Source organism: Paenibacillus sp. HB172176 (assembly GCF_011947265.1).
Classification (GTDB): domain Bacteria; phylum Bacillota; class Bacilli; order Paenibacillales; family Paenibacillaceae; genus Pristimantibacillus.
The window spans coordinates 40870-58882 of sequence record NZ_JAATHD010000018.1 but is presented as its reverse complement, the minus strand read 5'-3'; the positions used below and the strand labels follow the sequence as shown (position 1 = coordinate 58882).

11 protein-coding genes are annotated in these 18013 nt (G+C 52.4%); 10 read left to right on the top strand and 1 reads right to left on the bottom strand.

Going from position 1 to position 18013, the window contains the following annotated elements; genetic code table 11:
* Window positions 1–43: 43 nt before the first annotated feature.
* A complete protein-coding gene (locus HFP08_RS20440) occupies window positions 44–799 on the bottom strand; it encodes a helix-turn-helix transcriptional regulator (protein WP_168122466.1) in 756 nt (251 codons plus the stop codon).
* Window positions 800–1042: 243 nt separating this feature from the next.
* Here HFP08_RS20440 and HFP08_RS20435 point away from each other — a divergent pair, with 243 nt between their 5' ends.
* From HFP08_RS20435 to HFP08_RS20390, 10 genes are all read left to right on the top strand, one after another.
* Window positions 1043–2155 (top strand): amidohydrolase family protein, encoded by a 1113-nt coding sequence (locus HFP08_RS20435; RefSeq protein WP_481856589.1) that lies wholly within the window; start codon window positions 1043–1045, stop codon window positions 2153–2155.
* The gene (locus HFP08_RS20430; protein ID WP_168122465.1) at window positions 2155–2508 is read left to right on the top strand and encodes a Rieske (2Fe-2S) protein; all 354 of its coding nucleotides are present in this window, start codon (window positions 2155–2157) and stop codon (window positions 2506–2508) included. The genes HFP08_RS20435 and HFP08_RS20430 overlap by 1 nt, the downstream gene beginning before the upstream one ends.
* A 67-nt stretch (window positions 2509–2575) precedes the next feature.
* Window positions 2576–4108, top strand: a complete 1533-nt coding sequence (locus tag HFP08_RS20425; protein ID WP_168122464.1) for a glycoside hydrolase family 88 protein — start codon at window positions 2576–2578, stop codon at window positions 4106–4108.
* Window positions 4109–4428: 320 nt separating this feature from the next.
* Window positions 4429–8517 carry a right-handed parallel beta-helix repeat-containing protein gene (locus HFP08_RS20420; RefSeq protein WP_168122463.1) on the top strand — a complete coding sequence of 1363 codons (4089 nt, stop codon included), beginning with the start codon at window positions 4429–4431 and terminating at the stop codon, window positions 8515–8517.
* A 49-nt stretch (window positions 8518–8566) separates the two neighbouring features.
* Complete coding sequence (locus tag HFP08_RS20415; RefSeq protein WP_168122462.1) at window positions 8567–9640, top strand: alpha/beta hydrolase family protein; 1074 nt, start codon at window positions 8567–8569, stop codon at window positions 9638–9640.
* A 763-nt stretch (window positions 9641–10403) separates the two neighbouring features.
* Window positions 10404–11951, top strand: a complete 1548-nt coding sequence (locus HFP08_RS20410) for an ABC transporter substrate-binding protein (protein WP_168122461.1) — start codon at window positions 10404–10406, stop codon at window positions 11949–11951.
* A 120-nt stretch (window positions 11952–12071) separates the two neighbouring features.
* A complete protein-coding gene (locus HFP08_RS20405; RefSeq protein WP_168122460.1) occupies window positions 12072–14342 on the top strand; it encodes an AraC family transcriptional regulator in 2271 nt (756 codons plus the stop codon).
* Between the two features lie 241 nt (window positions 14343–14583).
* Entirely contained in the window at window positions 14584–15513 is a 930-nt protein-coding gene (locus HFP08_RS20400) for an ABC transporter permease (protein WP_240941619.1), read from the top strand.
* Between the two features lie 20 nt (window positions 15514–15533).
* On the top strand, window positions 15534–17129 hold the full coding sequence (locus tag HFP08_RS20395) for a sulfatase family protein (RefSeq protein WP_168122459.1): 1596 nt from the start codon (window positions 15534–15536) through the stop codon (window positions 17127–17129).
* The gene (locus HFP08_RS20390) at window positions 17126–18010 is read left to right on the top strand and encodes a carbohydrate ABC transporter permease (protein ID WP_168122458.1); all 885 of its coding nucleotides are present in this window, start codon (window positions 17126–17128) and stop codon (window positions 18008–18010) included. The genes HFP08_RS20395 and HFP08_RS20390 overlap by 4 nt, the downstream gene beginning before the upstream one ends.
* Window positions 18011–18013: the final 3 nt, after the last annotated feature.

The following is an 18013-nucleotide window of genomic DNA, read 5'->3' as shown; positions in this document are numbered from 1 at the left end:
CCCAGCATACATAGAGGTGAAATCTGAGCCGATGAGGCGAGTCCTATTCTGTCATAGACCGCTTCGGCGGGAAGCCTGTAATCTTCTTGTATACTTTGCCGAAATAGTATGGATCGGAGAAGCCGACTTTCTCGGCAATGTCCGCCGTGCCAAGCTCGGTGCTCATCAATAGCTCGCGCGCGACGGATACGCGCACTTGATTTACATATTCAATCGGCGTCTGCCCGGTCATCTCCTTGTAGAGGTGGCAGATATAATTTGGCGTCCGACCGACGAGCCGGGCAAGCTCCTCCAAGGTAATTTTATCCCCATAATGCGTTTGAATATAGGATTGAAGCTGCTGGATCGTATGACGCTTCCTGGTCCCGTGCCGATCCAGCTCAAGCTCCCGATTGACCACGATAAGTATCTCTTGCAAAATAGCTTCACACAGCATATCGCGAAACGGTTCATGAGATTGCCAGGCGTCATGGAGCGCCGCAAAGCGGCTTCGCACATATTCGAAGCGGTCCAGCCGCAGCTTCCTCGGCTCCTTGTAGTGAAGAAAGGGGAGCGCTGCTTCCCGGTCATCGGGATGGAAATGGGCGGAATACATTTTATGGAAACCTGGAGGACAGGAACGGGCTGAACGAAGCAAATGCTGCGGCATGAACAAGAGATCGCCTCCTGCCAAATGCATCGACCCCTGCTGGAATTGGTAGATGAGATTGCCGTCGGTCACCAAAGCGAGAATATAGGTCGCGGTAGGCGATGGACCAAGCTTCCAATCTTGCGAAATCTGGCGTGGGGGATTAAGCATGACAAACTCCATGGCGGCGAACACCCTCTCTTAATACAATCGGTAAAATATTCGAAATGCGAAATGCGCACCAGACATTGTTTGTCCTCATCATAGCTGTTTTTATACAAGTTATCCAGTATTCCAACCTACAAATTATTTGCAAATAATCGTAATATCGTCCAAAAACGATAGATCATGCATCGACTCCTCCGACTCGTTGTCCTATGCTGAAGGAAATCTGTTTTGCGAGGAGTGGGAACGATGATGATGGAGATGCCGAGTACGAAACCAACATTGATCGATGCGGATGTTCACAATAGTATGGGAAGCAAGGATGACTTGCTTCCCTATTTGCCGAAGGCGTATCAACAAGCATGGCGGGCCTATGGAGCGGGATATGGAGGGGGATATCTCGGAACGGGCGCTCACAGCGTTGCGCGAAGGGATGCGAAGACGGAGGACGGAGGACCTGCGGGAAGCGATCCGCATTATTTGAAAAAGCATCATCTGGATCCTTACGGCATCGACTATGCAATTCTTACAGGATCGGGTATTCTGGGCATCTCTCTCGTATCCGATCCCGATTACGGCAATGTTATCGCATCCGCTTATAATGACTGGCTGGCGGATACTTGGCTGAAGGCAAGCCCGCAGTATAAGGGCTCCATTCTCATCAATCATTCCGATCCGGCAGCAGCGGTGAAGGAAATCGAGCGTATGGGATCGCATCCGGACATGGTGCAGGTTATTATGTGCAGCGGCTCGCGCAATTTGTTCGGACAGCGGATGTTCCATCCCATCTATGAAGCGGCGGAGCGGCATGGTCTTCCCGTTGCGGTGCATCCGGGAACGGAGGGCAGGGGAAATGCAGGCCCTCCAACGCCTTCGGGTCATCCGACGCGATATTTCGAGTGGCATAATATTATTCCCATTAACTATATGGCGCATGTGAACAGCCTCGTGTGCGAAGGGGTATTCGAGAAGTTTCCCGGTCTGAAGTTCGTTGCGATTGAAGGCGGGATCGCCTGGATGCCGCATCTGATGTGGCGCATGGATAAAAACTTCAAAGGGTTGCGCGATCAAGCACCATGGCTGAAGCACAGGCCTTCGGATTATATCCGCGAGCATGTTTTGCTGACGACGCAGCCGATCGAGGAGCCGGATAAGCCGGAACACTTGAATCAAATCTTCGATATGATCGATGGCGATCACATGGTTATGTTCTCGTCGGATTACCCGCACTGGGATTTCGATAACCCTCAGGTTGCGCTAAGAGGCGTCCGCCGCGAGCTGCGCGAGCGCATATTTGCGGATAATGCGATTCAATTGTATGGTTTGACAGAGAAGCCGAAAGCGCGGGGGGCGGATGTCTGATGAAGACGAAATATTTTGCGGCAACAACAAATAGCTTCGGAAATCATGCGGTACAGGTCGTAAGCGTGAAAAATATTCAAATCGCGCTCTTCAAGGTTGGAGAAAATTACTATGCATGGAACAACAGATGCCCTCATGCCGCCGCTCCGCTCTGCGCGGGCACGGTTTGCGGGACGATGCTTCCATCCCAGGTGTATGAGTACGATTATGGCAAGGAGGGCGAGATTGTGCGCTGTCCTTGGCATAACTGGGAATTCGATCTGAAGACGGGGGAGCTTCTCGCCGATTCCTCCGTGAAATTGCGCGGCTATGAATTAAGTCGCGAGGACGAGGAATTGTATATTTGGATTTGAGTTGGAGCGCGGGCTCCGTTTCTTGAGAATGAGCATGATCTGCAGAAAAGCAAGGAGGATGGATACCTTGATTGAACATACGTATGTATACACCGAGCGAGTAGAGTCTCCCGCAAGGCAGGTGCCCGAGGGGAAGAGGCTCCCGTTCGGCTGGCAAGCGTTCGCCGTGCCCCCGACAAATGAAGGCAAGCCTGCTAAGATGCATTTGGCGAAGGAGCCGGAAAGTGCGGCATCCGTCACTGGTCCGGTGTATCTTCGCATAACCGTGGCGCTTGATGTGCGTGAGGAGAAGCGGGTGGAGGCGCGGCTGGCTTCGAGCGGACGAATCATCGGCAGCTTTCGAATCCGGTATGCTTATTTGTTCCAACCCTTCCAGTTGGAGTTAAGCTTGGAGGAAGCGGAGCTTGCAAGACAGGAAGGCATCGAGTTGCGGATGACGGAAGGCCATGAGCCATTGTGGGTGTTCTTTGAGCAGCATGCTGCCAGTCCCTCGACGCTATTCGTGCCGCATTTGCTATATGGATACGGCGAATCGGAGCAGGAAATCGATAAAGCAGAGCAATTCCTCAAACGCTTCCTGTCCCTTGATTCCGTGCAGGAGTTTTCCTGGATGGGCGGGTGCGTATGGGATGGCTTATGGGCGATTAGCAAGCGGAAGAGCATAGTTTGTCCGGCAGGACCGACTCCTCGAGAAGTGCTCGAGAGACAGCTTGGCCTTTTCTTTGATGAGTCCATGAGGCTCGTCTATGAAAATCCGAGAAGCGAGCCTGTTGATGGGATGATTAACGGTATCGAATGCACACTCCCATTCGCTGTCATTGCGAAGCTGTGGCCCGATCATCCAACGCTTGATGTGGCGCTATCGTTCTGGAAGGAGCATACGCAGGAGGATGGCGTTATTCAAGATGGCGATACGTTGTCGGCTGAAGGCTCTTATACGGTTGCGTATCCGATTGCTGTATTAGCCAGGCAGCGTCGGGACGAGAAGCTTGCGGAGCTGGCGCGGAAGCAATTGCTGCTTCGCCGCGACAGACTGCCAATTGATAATGATCTGTATTTGCGCTATACACAGAAGAACGGGCAGGTTACTCGAACGTTCCGCAATTGGGCGAGAGCTTTTGCCTGGTATATGCTCGGACTGGCGCATACGCTCACGGAGCTGGAGGGTCTGGTCGAACAGAACAAACTGGTGGCCGCCGGGCAAGCGAATCGAGCGGACCAGGCGGCAACTGAGATGGCGGAGCTGCGGGAGGAGTTTCGCCGCATTGCTGACATTGCCCTGAAGCATCAGCTGCCTGATGGGCTGTGGGCGAATTTCCTCGATGAGCCAAGTGTAGAGGCCGATACATCGGGCTCCGCCGGCATTGCCGCGGCACTCGTCATGGGCGTCGGGCAAGGATGGCTGCAATCGGAGGCTCGCGAGGCAGCAGAGCGTACATACGATGCCCTGCTGCAAAGGCTGACGCCAGATGGGCTGTTGCCCGGCGTGGCTCAGAGCAATCGCGGCGGAGAAGCGCTGCAGCGCAGTGATTATCGCGTGCTGTCCCAGATGGGAATGGGCTTGCTGGCACAGCTCTACGCGGCATTGGCGAAATCATAGCAGCGGGCGCTCGATGCTAGTAAGCATTCACTATATGTAATACAGCTTGCTTGAATGTTTGATGAAGCTGGCCGAACTCCAATTTCGGCTGAATCTCGCTTATGAGCCGATTTCAAAGTGAAATTGGCTTATGTTGAAGTATTCTCCCAATGAACAGTAAACTATACTGATGTTGCTTTTCAATTGATAAAATCCGTGAGCTATTCCACACAGAGAGGAAGTTCTTCGTTCCAACAGACGAATCTTCCTCTCTTAACGTTGAAGGGGGGCAAAAGGACGGAACAATTGAAAGCGAATACATTTTGCAGGGAGGATATGTAATGAAGAGGAGAAGCAAGAGCTTCACGGCTGCGCTATTGGCAGCTTGTTTGACAGTGTGGCTGATGAATATCCCGGCTGGAGCGGTTTTCGGGGACGAGCTTGACCCGATGGAAAGCGGCATTCAGACCGCCTACTATGTATCGCCGGATGGCGATGACGACAACCCGGGAACCGAAGCGCTGCCGTTCGCCACTTTGCAGAAAGCGCAGCTGACGGTTCGTTCCGTCAACGACGAGATGACGGGCGACATCGTCGTGTACCTTCGAGGAGGGAGCTATACGCTAGACTCTGCCTGGCAGCTTGACGAAGCCGATTCCGGCACGGAGGGCTATTCCGTTATTTATCGGGCGTACGAAGACGAGAAGCCGGTTATAGAGGGCGGTCGCGACATTAGCGGGTGGACGCTCTATGATGCAGTCAACGATATCTATGCGGCTTCGGCGGAGGATCTGGAGACGAGGCAATTGTATGTGAATGGGAATCGAGCCGTCAGAGCTAGAATGGAGGGCGGCTTGACCAATGGAGTTAAGAACGCTTCCGGCTATGAAAGCGATGACGCTTGGCTTGCCGGTCTGGACAAACCAAGCGACGTAGAGGCCGTGTTCAAGGCCGCCTGGACCAGTCCGCGCATCCGCGTGCAATCGATTGGCGAATTGTCCGGCAAGGCGGAAATTACGTTGAATCCCGCGCTGTGGCCATCGGTGATGAATCGTTCGCATTTGGAGCAATGGTATCTGGAGAATGCGTATGAATTCCTGGACCAGCCGGGAGAGTGGTACCTGGATGACACAGCCGAGACGATCTACTACAAGCCGCGTCCGGGCGAGAACATGGCAACCGCGACCGTGACGGCCTCGGTGCTTGAGAATCTGCTTGGCATTGACGGGGGGAGTCTGGATACGCCCGCGAATCATATTCGCTTCGAGGGCATTGGCTTCGCTTATTCGACATGGATGCAGCCGACGGACGAAGAAGGCTGGATCGATGAACAGAATAATTACAAAATAGGCACGCTGGAGCTGCCCCAAGCTGCCGTTCAATTGCAGTATGCGCAGCATATTACCTTCGAGCGCTGCGATTTCTCCCGCCTGGGAGGGACGGGCCTCAATATGCTCGAAGGCGTGCAGGACACCCTTGTGGAAGGCAACCGCTTCTACGATATTTCCGGTTCGGCCATTAATGCGGGCATCACCTCTAAGAAGACGGCAGAGGTTTATAACCCGACGGATACGCGGAAAATCTTGAAAAACAATGATATTCTGAACAATTATATTCATGATGTAGCGGTCGAGTACAAAAGCGCAACGGCCGTTACCGTCGCCTTCCCGATGGATATCGATATTTCGCATAATGAAATATTCAACATTCCTTATTCCGGAATCAGCTTCTTTGGCAGCGTCTACGCGCCCGTCACGACTACGGTGAATGCGAAGGTGCAGGACAACTTCATCCACCACTTGATGGGAGACGGCATCTTCGACGGCGGGGCCATCTACGCCTTCGGCGTAACGGGAGGAACGGAGCCCAGTCCCAATCTCATCTCCGGCAACTATATCAAGGATCAGTTGAACCGCTACGCAACCATCTACATGGATCAATCCTCGAATTATTGGAAAATAGAGCAGAATGTCGTCGAGCTTAAGGATATACCGATCTGGGACGATATCTATGAAACCTATTGGGCGTTTACGAACATTAACACGAATCATATCGTACTTAATGACAATTACAGCACCACTGCCTCCTTCTGGAACAAGAGCTCGGTCGACAGTATCGTGAAAACCAATGATCATATCTACCCGAACGCGGCATGGCCGACGGAGGCGCAGGCGATTATCGCAAATGCAGGCTTGCAGGAGGCGTATCAGGATATCGCGGAAGGCAATATTGAAATACTCGATGTGCCGGCTTCGCTAAATTTGACTTCCGAGGATACCTACGCGTTGAGCATTCAGGCCGAAACCGGCCACGGCGCGTCGATTGATCTCTCATCTGCGCAAACATATTATGCCAGCAGAGACGCTGCGGTCGCAACGGTTAACTCAAGCGGTCTTATTACTGCGGTCGATTCCGGGCATACCCAGGTTGTGCTCTATATTTATTTCCATAACCGCCTGCTGCAGAAAACCATTGAGGTTTACGTGGATGATGAGCTAGACGATATCGAGGTGTATTATGCGCTCGAGAATGTCAAGCATGTTATGCCGGAGAGTATGACCTTCGTGCCAGGCAGCTCCCGGCAATTGGTCGCGCGCGGGATTACCCGAAACGGCCAGATTATCGGGGGAGGAGACGTGTCAGTGACAAGCAGCAATCCTTCCGTTACATCGGTCGTATACGGATTGATGACGACGCTTGCGTCCGGCACAGCGGATCTGACCTTCACAACTTCGTTAAACGGCGTCGCGGTCAGCAAGGAGATCGAGATCAATGTTGTGGATTTCAGCGATGAGGACAGCTTGACCTTCCCTGCTTATTCGCTTAATAAAGCGATCCGGGATCCGAGAAATTGGTATTCCAGACTGGCAAGCGGCACCATCACACCGGGCGAAGGGCAGCTGGATATCAATACGCCGGGCAGCGGTTACGCGATGTATGAGGATCAAACCTTCGGGGACGAGCTGTTATCCATGAACATGAAGATCAATGCGACCGGCGGCTGGCCTTCCATTGTGCTTCGAAGCCAGAAGGCGGATAAGGATTTCACGGCATCAGATAATAGTCTCTATATGATTTGCTTTAAAGCGAACATTATTGAATTGCACCGATTCTCAGGAGGAGACCGAACGGTGTTTTTCGGAGAAATTGCCGGCTTCGACAGTTTGGGAGCAGCGTCCTACCCCAATACGTCGATTCCGTTCCATGAGACGCATTTCGTTCAGGCTGGAGCCGTGACCGAAGCGGGAGGCGTTCGAATTATTCTCAATGTTGACGGAGAGAATGTATTCACTTATCTTGATGCAAGCGCGGAGCGCATCACCGAAGACGGGTATTTCGGCTTGTACGCCAGATCGGGCAGCATCACTCTGAGCGAGACTGATCTCGATCTCCCCGGAGAGGATGAATGGCCGATTCCGGAAGCGCCATCAGCTTCTCTTGACGGAACAGATCGAGCGATTACAGATGAGAATGTGACATTGACCGGCTCGGTTATCCCGAACAGCGCGTTGACGCTGGAGCATGCCGAATTCACATACGATCCTGATACGTTCGAATTGGAGGCGGTGTCGTCTTTAGCGGACGGCATGTCCATAGCGGTAACCGAGGCCGTGTACGGCACGGTTCAACTGGAATTCACGGGAACGGGAACAGAGCTAAGCGGCTATGACGCCATCCGTTTGTTCGCGGCGACCTTCAAGGCGAAAACTGCGGCAGCCTCATCCGATATTGAACTGACCGGGATTTCCTTGACGGATAGGGATGAGCTTGAGGTGGTCACCGCTCCTGCCGAGAAGTCGATCCTCGTGTCCGCTCTGGCGGCGGGAGGCCTCTACGAGAGCTTCGACGCTTATGCGGACGGCATGATTGGAGGAACGTCGGGCTATATCGTGACGCCATCGGATCTTGGATACTTTACTATCCAGGAATCGCCTACCGAGGCAGACAAGAGCTTGCATCTTTACAAAACTTCCACGACTGACGCAGCCACGTCGACGCTTTCGAAGATCTACAGCGCGGCTGGCATCGCCGGACAAGTAAGCGTCTCGTATCAGGTGAAGAAGGAAAGCGGGATCGAGAGTCCGCAGAGCTTCGTCAACCTTCGCGATACGACCGGCAAAGTGATCGCGACGATTATAGTGGACAGCACGCTGCGCTTCACGCTGGATAGCAGCTATACCTTGGTAGACAGCGCGCATATGCTGGAGGATATGTGGTATGGAGTAACGCTTCATCTGGATTTCGATAATCATACGGTCAGCGCCGAGGTGCGGGAGCTTGAAGGCGAGAATCGCGTTTGGACTTTGGAAGAGCAGGCTATGCAGAACGAGCTGGCCGCAAACTTCTCCAGAGCGGAGTATGTGCTGTGGAAGACGAGAACGGGCGCGTATTCTTACAATAATCTGTTGGTAGAAGGGGAAGGCAGCTAAGCCTGCTTTCGGCAAGGGTATTCGGGTGGAAGAGAGGAAGAAATGATTTATGCTGAATGGAATTGAAGATCTCTACCATGAGCGAGATGACGCCGGCAATTCGCATCGCGAGAAGCAGCATGCAGAGTTGGAAGCCTGGATTGGGGAGCTGCAGAAGCTGTCGGATTCGCGACGAAGGAGCTATTTCGCTCCGAATTATGCAGATATCCGTGCGTATGCTTCCAGCATAGAGCGGTATCGCGAGGATTTCGCCGAGATGCTCGGACTGCCGCTCATTTCTCCTTGGGGGGAGCCAAGCATACAGGGGGAGCGCGGGGAACTGCATGAATCGGAGTATACGCTGGTCGCCGAGGATGGGCTTGGCGAGATTTACCGGGTGGAGATTCCGGTATCGGCGGGGCTTACGGCTTATGGTTTGTTCTTTCTCCCAAAGGGAGAAGGGCCCTTCCCCCTCGTCATCTCCCAGCATGGGGGACAAGGCACGCCGGAGCTTGCGGCTGACTTTTTCGGCTCGGAGAACTACAATGATATGACGCGCAGAATTCTGCGCAGGGGAGCGGCCGTATTCGCTCCCCAGCTGCTGCTGTGGGAATCGGAACGATTCGGCCCCGGCTTCGATCGCAAGCAGATTGATGTGCAACTGAAGCAGCTAGGCAGCTCTATTACGGCGATTGAGGTGCATAAGCTTCGCGGCAGTCTGGATCATTTGCTGCGGCGGCCCGATATTGACGGGGAGCGGGTTGGCATGGTTGGGCTTTCTTATGGCGGATTCTATACGTTGTTCACGGCAGCGCTCGACACAAGAATAACCGTGGCGGTTGTCTCATGCTTTTTGAACGATCGAATGGCTTACGGGCGTTCAGACTGGACATGGACAGATTCCGGCAATCGCTTCCTCGATGCGGAGGTATGCGGGCTCATTTGCCCGAGACCGCTTTATATGGAAGGCGGTTCGAGAGACGAGCTGTTCCATGCGCAGGGATTTATCGAAGAGAGCGCGCGAGCGGGCCTCCACTACGATCGGCTGGGGCTTGGAGATCGCTTCCAGGCAGTCGTGTTCGAAGGCGCGCATGAGTTTAATCCCGAGGACGAGCCTCTTCATTTCCTGTTTCGCTATTTGTAGCAGGAGAAGCGTCATGCTAAGCTGACCAAGGTAAATAACGTAAATCTATCAGCAGGATATTTAATCCATTAAATTGAAAATATACCCGGATGCACTCAAGAAACAAGGAAGAAGCCCGCAGCAAGTATGCGGGCTTCTTCCTTGTTTACCACAAATTTATAAGTTTTCGAGCATTCGAAAACGGAAATTCTATTTGGCGATAAATCCTGCCTCTTGCTTACGAAGCTGCTTTGCTCCGCAAAGCTTTAGGTCGCTCATCTCTGAAAGGCCGAGGGTAGAGGATTTCTCATAATGCTAACGGACACCAGTGCTCTTAAACGCATCAAATATACATCATTAGCCGTTCTAACGGACACCAGCGTTCTTATTTGTAACAAATCGAGGAAAACAAGAGTGTTTCCCACACAATAAGGTCTGTCATGTCCGCCAAAATGGAAAATCCCCGTATTTTAGCCGAATAAGGTCTGTCAGGTCCGTTTAAATTAGTCTGACTGCTTGAAGATGTTATTCTGACGATTCTGAGGTCCCGCTGGCGATGGATGGCATTTACCATTGTCCAATGGACTGCAAAATCGGATAATAGAGGAGAAATGCCGTTTTTAAAGCCCGTTCGGACGATATTGCAGTATTTGAAGGGCTGCCGACTGCTATATACTTCGAATTGTCCAGCCATGGCGAGGCGCTGCCGAGAGGAACCGTTTTGTAAGCGCTGCAACGTAGAACAAAGCTGGAACATTCAACTGGAGAAATGGGGTCCTATGCAATGATGAAGAAAGCTGTCCGATTATCCGCAATCCTCTCTTTGTTGCTTGCCATTCTGTTGGCAGGCTGCTCGAATGCAGGGAAGAACAACAATAATGAGCCTGCATCATCCAATTCGTCTTCGACGCCTTCGGCAACCGCAGGCGATCAGAAGGAAGAGCTTGAGCCCGTTAAGCTGAAGTATTACTTCTTCGGCGGCGTGAAGCCTGGCGACGATGCCGTATTCGCGGAAATGAACAAAATACTGAAAGAAAAGATCAATACGACGGTTGAATTCATCAAGGTGCCGAATAATGGCGATTATACGCAGAAGATGACGATTATGGTCAATGCCCGCGAAGAATTCGATCTGGCCTTCACTTCGCCGTATTACTTGAATTACTTTGAGCATGCGACGAAGGGCTCGTTCGTGGACCTGACCGAGCTGTTGCCAAAGTACGCTCCGGGAACCTACGCTTCGATGAAGCCGGAAATTTGGGATGCCGCCAGAGTAGACGGCAAAATCTATGCCAGCATCAACCAACAGATATTCGCCCGCCAATCAGGCTTCAACATCAATAAAGCGTTGGCGGACAAATACAGCTTCGATCCGACAAGCGTGAAAAAGCTGGCTGATCTGATTCCTTTCCTGGAGAAGGTGAAGGCGGGAGAACCGGCCGAGGAAACGGATCAATTGTATAACGCCCAACTTAAAAACCAGGTATTCAGCTATTTCTTCCCATCGTTCGAGTGGGAAAATATTGGCGGCATCGACGTCCCGGGCGTAGCCAAGTCGATGGAGGAGCATCCTCAAGTATTTAATGAATACGATACGCCTGAATTTAAGGATTTCGTCTTGACGCTCAGCGAATTCCAGAAGAAAGGATTGATCGCCAAGGACGCATTGACAAGACCGACGTTCGACGCGGCGAAATACGCGGCGGCTCCCGTGGCCACGTTGATGCCGGGCATCGAGCAGTCAGTCGCTCGAACGTACAAGGCTGAACAATATATTATTCCGCTCGGCGATCCGTTGTTGACCTCGCCTAACGCTATCGCAACAATGACGGCGATCTCCTCCACCTCGAAGCATCCCGAGCGGGCATTGATGGTAATTGAACTTCTCAACACGGACAAAGAGCTGTACAACTTGATGGTGTGGGGTATTGAGGGCGTTGATTACAAGAAGATCGGCGACAATCGCATTGAATCTTTGGAAGGTTCTCAGTATGGACCGGCTCCGGCATGGATGTATGGCAATCAGTTCAACTCCTTCGTCAGCGGCACGCAGCCTGATGATGTATGGGAGCAGACGAAAGCGCTGAACGAATCGGCGAAGATGTCCAAGCTATTCGGCTTCAGCTTCGATCCGGACAGCGTGAAGGCGGAAGCCGCCAACTGCTCGGCGATCGTCAATGAATACAAAGCGGCGTTCAATACCGGCATGTTCGGCGACGACACGGAGAAGAAATACAATGAATTTCTGGCGAAGCTGAAGACGGCCGGAGTGGAGAAGGTCATTGCGGAGAAGCAGCGTCAAATCGACGAATTCATGGCTTCGAAGTCCTGATGGATTCTCGTGTAAAATAAAGCAAGCGCATTGCTGCATCCAAATCTTCTCGGGAATGAGAGTGCTCTCATCCCCCGGGAGGATTTGGATTTTCCCGTTCATACCTATAGGGGGTGCATCATGTTCACGTTCATCGGCCGAAGAAAAAGAGGCGCCATGCTCAGCTATTTCAAAATATTTCTCTCCTTCGTCGCTATCGTTCTGGCGGCTAATATCGCTTTGTCCACATCCATGTATGTGAAGTACGAGCGGCATTCCGTCAAGCAGGTGCAGACCTATACAGCGGAGGAGTTGTCCCAGATCAGCTACAGCACGAGCTTCATGTTCGAGGCGGCGAAGATGACATTGATGCAGCTCTACGGCAATCCTTCCGTGCTGAAGCTGATGAGCCAAACGGGGATGGACCAGCTTGAGTTAGCTTCCTTGCTCAACCAGGTTGGGGTGGAGAATATTAATCTCCCCTTCTTGAATTCGATTTATATTTATAATAAACGGGCAAAGCAGGTTTATTATGAGAATGCGGCATTTCCCGTCGATTCGTTTCCTGATCAGGATATCATCAGCAGGCTGGAGGGGGGCGACGTTCCGAATTTGCGGCCGATCGCACGTCGTATCCCCGCCACGATCCGATATACGCAGCCTCCGGGCGAGGGGGGCGAATCCGACGATGTCTATACGTTCATTTTTTACGATGGCAGCTCGGCCCCGATTGACAACGCGATTATTCTGAATGTGTCGCAAGGCTGGCTGAAGAACACGATTTCGGCCATGGATCCGCGGATGAGCGACAATACGCTGGTTGTGGATTCAACAGGCCTTGTCGTGCTGGGTAATGAGCAATACGGTTATTTGGATACGATTGGAAACGATGAGGGCTTTGGCGATATTCTCGATCAGAGCGTGCCCTCCGATTATTTTATCCGAACGCTTGAGGGGGCCAAATATTTGATTACCTATGTCTCCTCCCCGATTCTGGATTGGAAATATATTAAATTCACCCCTTACGAGACCGTATCGGGCAAACTGAAGCAATTGTTGGCATGGACGCTGGTCATATTCGTGGTCGTCACGCTTCTGTCGGTGCTGGCGGTCATGTATATCTCCAAATTCGTCTACGGCTTGTTCAGCAGCAAAATCCGGGAGCTTCAGAACAAATTCGATCATGAGAAGAATGCGGGCTTCGAGAAGAAGCAGCAATTCTTGCGGATGCTGGCGACAAGAAAGCTGGAGGACAGTCTGCTGCGGAAGCGGCTCACCCGCTATGGAATCGGCTTTGAGCTTGAATCGGGCTTTCTGGCCATTGTCTTCCGAATAGACGGTTATTCAAGCTACAGCGAGCAGTATTCGCTTGAAGATCGCGCTCTGCTGTCATACGGCATGATGAATGTGATGGGAGAGCTGACAAGAGATTATTTTGTTAACGAGTCGGTCGATCTGGGAGATGGTTCTCTCGCCTTGCTGCTTAATTTGAACAGGGGGGATGAGGAGGAGCTTGCGGTCAAGCTGGAGGAGCTCGTCAAGAACATACAAGCCAAGGTTGCGGAATTTCTGGGCGTGTCGCTCTCCGCGTCGATCGGAGAAGGACTGGAGGAAATATCGGAGATTCCCGGCAGCGTGGTTTCCTGCAAGGAAGCGCTCGAATATAGGCTGTTCCGCGGACCGCAATCGCTGATCTATGTATCCGGCGTGAAGGAGCTGAAGAAGAAGGAGTACGCGTTCCCCGAATCGATCGTGTCCGAGATTATCGAAGCACTCCTGGAAGGGAACGGAGACTCCGTCCGAAGCAGCGTCGATCAATTGATCGAGAGCACTCGCGGCTACTCCGTGGCTTCCTTGCAATCGACCGTGCTGCGGCTGGCGTTCTCCTTGAAGGAAGGCATGCAGAAATATCCGCTTCTCGCGGGAGAAATTCACTACGGCCCCTTTATCGAAATTGCCGGCCGCGTAACCAGGCTGGAGTCGCTTCACGAGTTAATCCAGCAGTTGAACGAGCAATTCGAGGGCTTGCTGGAGGTTGTCGCCCGTTCTCAGAAGACGATTAAGAATTATGAGCGATACAGTGATATTTTGAGTCAGGTGAACGCAATTGTGGAGCGTGATTTCGCCGATCCGAATTTGAATCCGGAGATGATCGCGCAGCATTTCGAGCTGTCTGCCAAATATTTGCGCACCTTGTATCTGAAGGCTTCCGGCGAATCGCTCGGAGAATATATTACGCGATTCCGCCTGGACCGCGCCAAGCTTCTGCTGGAGAACGAGGAAACGACCGTACAGGAAGCGGCGATGAACAGCGGTTTCCTGAACATTAATTACTTCTATACCTTGTTCAAAAAATATAACGGAATTACGCCCAACGAATTCAGAAGCTTGTCGAGCTCGGAGCAGCTCTGATGGTTGTTTCGGAATTCCTGGCGTTACGAAACGTCCGATTGGCCTTTCTCAAGGCTGATCGGACGTTTTCGTCTTCGGTAAAGCGAAGCTGCGGGCTTCAAACGCGGACGATCCTCGGAAGTCGCCATAATTGAAGCCGCTTTGGACGTTATTGCACTATTCAGCGTAAAGGGCGGCTGTATATACTTAGGCCGTAAACCAAGAGAGCATCGCATTGCGAAAAAAAGGAGTGCAATCGACTATGAACAGGGGCATGCTGCGGAAGAGACGGAACCCGCTCGGAAGTCATTGGCAATTAATAGCCATGGCCTTGCCGGCAATCGTGAAAATTTTTGTGTTCGCGTATCTCCCCATGATCGGCATTATTATGGCCTTCAAGGATTACGTGCCGTCGCAAGGCATTGTCGGAAGCCATTGGAACGGCTTCGACAATTTCACATTTTTCTTCCAATCCTCGGATGCCTGGAGAATTCTGAGGAATACGCTCGGACTTAACGCGCTCCTTATTGTGGTAGAACTGATCGCCGGCGTCTTCTTCGCGCTGCTGCTCTATGAGGTGACTGCGCGCAAGGCGCTTAAGGTGTATCAATCGGTCATGTTCTTCCCCTACTTCTTCTCCTGGGTGCTCGTCGGCTTGATGCTGACTACGCTTCTCAATCCGTCAACCGGCATGCTGACGACCATCATTCGCAAGGTTACAGGCTATGAAGTAGGCTTCTATTCCGAGCCATGGTACTGGCTCATTATTTTGCCGCTTGTCGCGGTATGGAAGGGAACGGGCTTCAGCAGTCTCATCTATTATTCGGCTCTGATGAGCATTGACAAGGAATTGTTCGAGGCGGCCGAGATAGACGGCGCCACTCGTTTGCAATCTGTTCGCCATATCTCGATTCCGTTTCTTGCGCCGATGATGGTGATGCTGACGATTCTCGCCATCGGACATATTATGCGCGCCGATTTCGGCTTGTTCTACTTCGTGCCGCGTAATGTAAGCGCGCTATTCCCGGTCACTGACGTGCTGGACACCTATGTATTCCGGGCCTTGACCGTGAACGGCGATTTCGCGATGAGCGCCGCCGTCGGCGTATTCCAATCGGCAGTCGGCTTCGTGCTGATCCTGGGCACGAACAAGCTGTCCAAGCTGTTTAACAAGGAGTACGGATTATTCTAGGGCTGGAGAAAGGAGCCGCGATGAAGGAGAAACCGAATATTGTGTTGATCTTCACCGATCAACAGAGATGGGATACTCTTGGCGCTTATGGCAATGAGACGATTCATACGCCCAATTTGGATCGTTTGGCAAACGAAGGGGCGGTATTCGAAAACGCGATCACCCCCTATCCGTTATGCGCTCCGGCGCGGGCTTGCACGATGACGGGCTTGACCGCCGGCAAGACAGGCGTGTACAACAATGATTCCGCTCCTGTTGTTGATCGGACGGAGTCGCTGGCCATGCGGCTGCGGGATCAAGGCTACTATACGCAGGCGATCGGCAAGATGCATTTTACGCCGCATGGTCAGACCTACGGGATGCACGCGTTGACGCTATCCGAGGAGATGCGGGGCGTGAGGATGGCCGCAACGATGGAGGAGGTTGCATTCGACGACTATGACCGATTCCTGATAGAGCGGGGAATGTGGGGATGGGAGAAGCCGCCGGAAATCGGCTATAACGAGCTAAAGCCTTTGGTGAACGGATTGCCGAAGGAATGCCATATTACGCAATGGTGCGGCGACCGGACAGTGGAGTGGCTCGAGCGGGAACGTCCGAAGGATCAGCCTTTCTTCTTGTGGACATCGTTCGTCAAACCGCATGCTCCTTTTGATTGTCCGCAGCATCTGACCGGCTTCTATGATCCTTCGATGATGCCGAGGCCATGGCGTACGGGCACCGAGGGGAACGAGGAGAATCCATTCCTGCAGGAAAGCCGAGACGCGATGGAAGAGGAGCTCTATTCCGAAGCGGCGATTGCGAAGAACAAAGCTTATTATTATGCCAACATTACGTTTATCGATGAGCAGGTTGGACGGATTATGCAGATCCTGAAGGAGCAGGGGCTGGAGGAGGAGACGTTGGTTGTCTTCACCTCCGATCATGGAGAGCTGCTGGGAGACCATCGTCTATGGTACAAAAATTTCGGCTACGAAGGCAGTGTGCATATTCCAATGCTGGCGAAATGGCCGGGCCGTATTGACCCGGGAACGAGATGCGACGAAGTCGCTTCACTCCTCGACCTGTTCCCCACATTCGTGAAGGCCGCCGGAGGGGGCCTGCCCGAGTATGCCATGCCGGGAGTGGATTTGTTGGATTTGTTGTCCGGCAAGGAAGCTCGTCAAGTGGTCTGCTCCGAATATTATGCCGAGTCCCATTATCTGCTCCATGTGCGGAGCCGGGAATGGAAATATCTATTTTATCAGAACGGCGGCTTTGAATCCCTCTTTCATCTGGCCGAGGATCCGCGGGAACTGAAGGATCTGGCGGGAGATCAGCGATATGCGGCGGTGAAGGAGGCGCTGAGGACGGCGGCGGAGCAGTGGATTCGCGATTATGGCAATCCGGAATGGGCGCTCGGAGACGAAGGCCGGTTGAGGTCGAAGCCATACCTCAAGAAGGACAAGGCTCCGAACCCGCGTCCGTTCTCGAGAATGCCGTGGGATAGCAGGGTTCCGCCTTCTACGCTGCCTATGGAGGAGCGTTCCTGGTTCTGGAAGGCTATGGACGGCGATTGGAGCAAGGTTATGGGCAAAATTCGCGACACGAATACGCATAGGGAGACGATGAAATGAAAAAGAAAAGCAATATCCATCAATTGGTGGTCCATCTCTGTCTGATTGTGTTCTGCGCCATGTGCTTGCTGCCGCTTGTGCTCACCATCTCGATTTCGCTGACGGACGGCTCCGTCATTCAGACCTATGGCTACCAGCTTATACCGAAGAAGTTTTCCTGGGAGGCCTACAAGTTCATCTGGATGGATCCCACTTCCTTATTCACGGGTTACAAAAACTCGATTCTGATCGTTGTGATCGGTACGCTCGGCAATTTGCTGGTAACATCGATGGTCGCCTATTCATTGGCGCGGCGGGACTTTAAGTGGCGCGGGGCGATATCCTTCTATATTTTCGTCACGATGATTTTCAGCGGGGGCATTGTGCCTCTGTATATACTGATCGTGCAGTATCTGGAATGGAAGAATATGCTGATTTCGCTCATTGTGCCCGTATTCGCATCGCCTTTTCAGATCTTCATGCTCAGGGTGTTCTTCCAGGAGATTCCTCCTCCGCTTATCGAATCGGCGAAGATCGACGGCGCTTCCGACTTCAGAACGTATTGGAGCATTGTTGTGCCGTTGTCGAAGCCGGCGCTTGCGACGGTTGCGCTCATGATGACGCTGCATTATTGGAACGAGACCTTCAACGCGATTCTGTTCATCGACCGTTCTTCCTTGTATCCGATTCAGCTTATTCTGAAGAACATTACAAGCTATATCGAATTCGTAAGGAACGGCGGCATCGATCCTAGCGGCAATCCGATTGATGCCTCCGATGTGCCGACTGACGCGATCATGTACGCGATGATGGTGCTCACGTCGCTTCCGGTGATGTTTCTGTTCGGTTTCCTGCAGAAATATTTCGTTAAAGGGATGACGATCGGCGCGGTCAAAGGCTAGAGG